The organism is Bradyrhizobium sp. AS23.2, assembly GCF_001908185.1.
Classification (GTDB): Bacteria; Pseudomonadota; Alphaproteobacteria; order Rhizobiales; family Xanthobacteraceae; genus Bradyrhizobium.
The window spans coordinates 1-2,433 of sequence record NZ_LGHM01000199.1 but is presented as its reverse complement, the minus strand read 5'-3'; the positions used below and the strand labels follow the sequence as shown (position 1 = coordinate 2,433).

Annotated in this window: 4 protein-coding genes; 2 read left to right on the top strand and 2 right to left on the bottom strand. The window is 60.2% G+C overall.

All coding sequences use genetic code 11. From position 1 onward, the window contains the following. Positions 1–187: hypothetical protein (locus AC630_RS35955; RefSeq protein ID WP_143198574.1), on the bottom strand; the 187-nt coding region annotated here is incomplete at its 3' end. A gap of 275 nt (positions 188–462) precedes the next feature. Here AC630_RS35955 and AC630_RS35950 point away from each other — a divergent pair. Together AC630_RS35950 and AC630_RS35945 are read left to right on the top strand one after the other, a co-directional pair. After that, a complete protein-coding gene (locus tag AC630_RS35950; RefSeq protein WP_074123139.1) occupies positions 463–744 on the top strand; it encodes an AbrB/MazE/SpoVT family DNA-binding domain-containing protein in 282 nt (93 codons plus the stop codon). A gap of 7 nt (positions 745–751) precedes the next feature. Then, a complete protein-coding gene (locus tag AC630_RS35945; RefSeq protein ID WP_349539868.1) occupies positions 752–1,114 on the top strand; it encodes a type II toxin-antitoxin system VapC family toxin in 363 nt (120 codons plus the stop codon). Between the two features lie 282 nt (positions 1,115–1,396). Here AC630_RS35945 and AC630_RS35940 read toward each other — a convergent pair whose 3' ends face one another. Next, positions 1,397–2,413 carry a GSU2403 family nucleotidyltransferase fold protein gene (locus tag AC630_RS35940; protein WP_074123137.1) on the bottom strand — a complete coding sequence of 339 codons (1,017 nt, stop codon included), beginning with the start codon at positions 2,411–2,413 and terminating at the stop codon, positions 1,397–1,399. Between the last annotated feature and the right edge of the window lie 20 nt (positions 2,414–2,433).

Genomic DNA, 2,433 nt, shown 5'->3' with positions numbered 1-2,433 from the left:
CCAGCCACGCATCCTGAAGAGGGTTGCCTGTGAAATTCGGCGCTTCATCGAGCCGCCGTTGCTGCTGCGGCTTGTTCGGGTGGTCGAGATAGAACGCGTCCAGAAATTCGTCGAGAGCATGCCTGAACGACTTGCGTCCGGAGACCGCATCGTCGGCGACCTCCTGCAAGGATTGCGGGCGGCTCATCGTGGTCGTCTCCTTCTGATCGCTTCGATCGCCTCAGGCGACCGGATCCAGTTCTTCGTCCGGATAGAACCGGAAGAACAAGTCCATGAGTTGCTCGGCGTCCTCATCATATCACGAGGAATTCCTGAAGGTCCGGGCCGCCGTAAATTGGTTAATGGGCCCGATGCCCCAATCCCCAGCTCCGGGTCGTCGTGTCCGTCACTTATTGAGCGCACCTGGCGTTGCCATTCGGTCCAGGCTCGACTATCTTACTCTTGTCTTACCGGAAAGGCGCCATGTCCGCCAAACAGAAACTGACCACCACCGTCTCGACCAAGGGCCAGGTGATACTGCCCAAGGCGATCCGGGAACAGCGGCACTGGCCTGCGGGAACGGAACTGGTGGTGGAGGATACGCCGGAGGGCGTATTGCTGAAGGCAAAGCCCGCCTTTACGCCCACCCGACCGAAAGACGTCTTCGGCTCCCTGTCATATAGGGGGCCGGCAAAGTCGATCGCGGATATGGAGGCGGGGATCGCCGCCGAGGCGAAACGGCGGCATGCTCGCAATCGATACTAATCTCATCGTGCGCTATCTGGTGGGCGACGATCCCGGGCAGGCTGCCCGGGCACGCAGGCTGATCGACAACAACGACGTCTTCGTCTGCACCACAGTGCTGCTAGAGGCCGAGTGGGTGCTGCGGAGCGTCTATGGGTTTTCCGCTGTCCAGTGTGCCAAGGCCCTATCGGATTTTGCGGGGCTGCCGCGCGCGAATCTGGAAGATGCGACCGCCGCGGCAAAGGCGTTGGGCTGGATGCGACAGGGCGTGGACTTTGCGGATGGCCTTCATCTGGCCAAGGCGGAAGGCTGTGAGGCCTTCATCAGCTTTGACCAGGATTTCGCCAAGGCCGCCAACGCCCTCGGCGGCATCAAGGTGCGAACGCCCTGACAGACCGGCGCTGGCTGTTAGCCTTGCCGCCTGCGGCGCTGGCCAAAGTACGTCCCCTATGACCGCTGCAAGCCTCTGAAATCCTAGATGTCGACTTCGACGGGCCGACCGTGCAGCTGATGACCTCGGAGCAAAGTACGTCCCCTAAAAAAGCGCCGCTATGCCGGGATCCTGCCGCTCTGGGTGTGGTTCTAATGACTCGCGGAGAAGCTAGTGGGCAGCGACGCCGGGCGAGTAGTGTGAAGCGCTTGGCTATCGCCTGGGTCTCGCTTGGTGCCGAGCTTACCAGAGAGGAGTCCGCGGCTCGCTCGTCGTTTCGTGCTGCCACTTCCATTCTTCGTAGAGGGATCGTAACTCGTTCGGAAGTTCCTGTTCGAAGGCGGCGTCCATCTTGAACAGCGGCATGTAATCCCTGATCACGGTCAGGAGTGCCATTCCCTGCTTGGCGTCCTTCGGTCGCTTCAGCGGATTCCGCTTCTCCTGCCGTGACATCCAGAGTTTCTGCAGTGCGAACCACCGCGGATCGGGTACCGTCATCCTGGCCGGTGTGGCGTCGCGACCGACGACGACGTGCGTGACGAACCTGCCGCGTAAAAGCCATTCCTGTTCGTGCAAGGGAAAGGGCTTCGGCTGATCCCTCTTACCCAAGGTGGCGGCCCTGGATGGGGCAACCAGCAACTCGACTTCATATGCCTTGGCATTACGTGCCTGAAACGGCTTTTCGGTATTCACCGTGTAGGTGCCGTCGACGGATTTCAGCATCGCCCAGACAGGATTGTCCTGCTCGTCGCTCTCGTTTGCCGTCCAGGCCAGATCAAAGTCGTTGGTCTCGGACGGCGCGTTCATGATGCGACCGCTGGCCTCGATGAAGTATGCTGGCACGGCGTTGGTCCCGATCACCAGCAGATGGCTCCCGAGCAGTGATCGGCGGTCAGCCTCGCGCAGTATCTCGGCGGCCTCCGAAGGGATCATCGGCAAACGGAGGGCACGGTACAATCGACAAGTTTCGTCGAGCCGGCCCCGGCTCTCGTTGCGACGGGTAATCAGACCTGCCTTCTGGGTCTGATACGCCTCATATTTTGCCTCATTCTCGGACGAGCGCCGCCCCAGGCTCTTGGCGTTGCCAGTGCGATCGATCAGGTTGTAGAGATAGTCCTTTCCCTGGATCGTTTTCCACTTAAGATTGTAAGGAAGTCTTGCGAGTGCCCGTTCGGCCTCGATCCAAACCTCGTATTGCTGTTCGAGGTTGACGAGGACTCGGGTCTCTTCGTCGGAAAATGGTACCAGTTCCGCGGCCATGCGCGATTATCCCACAAAAA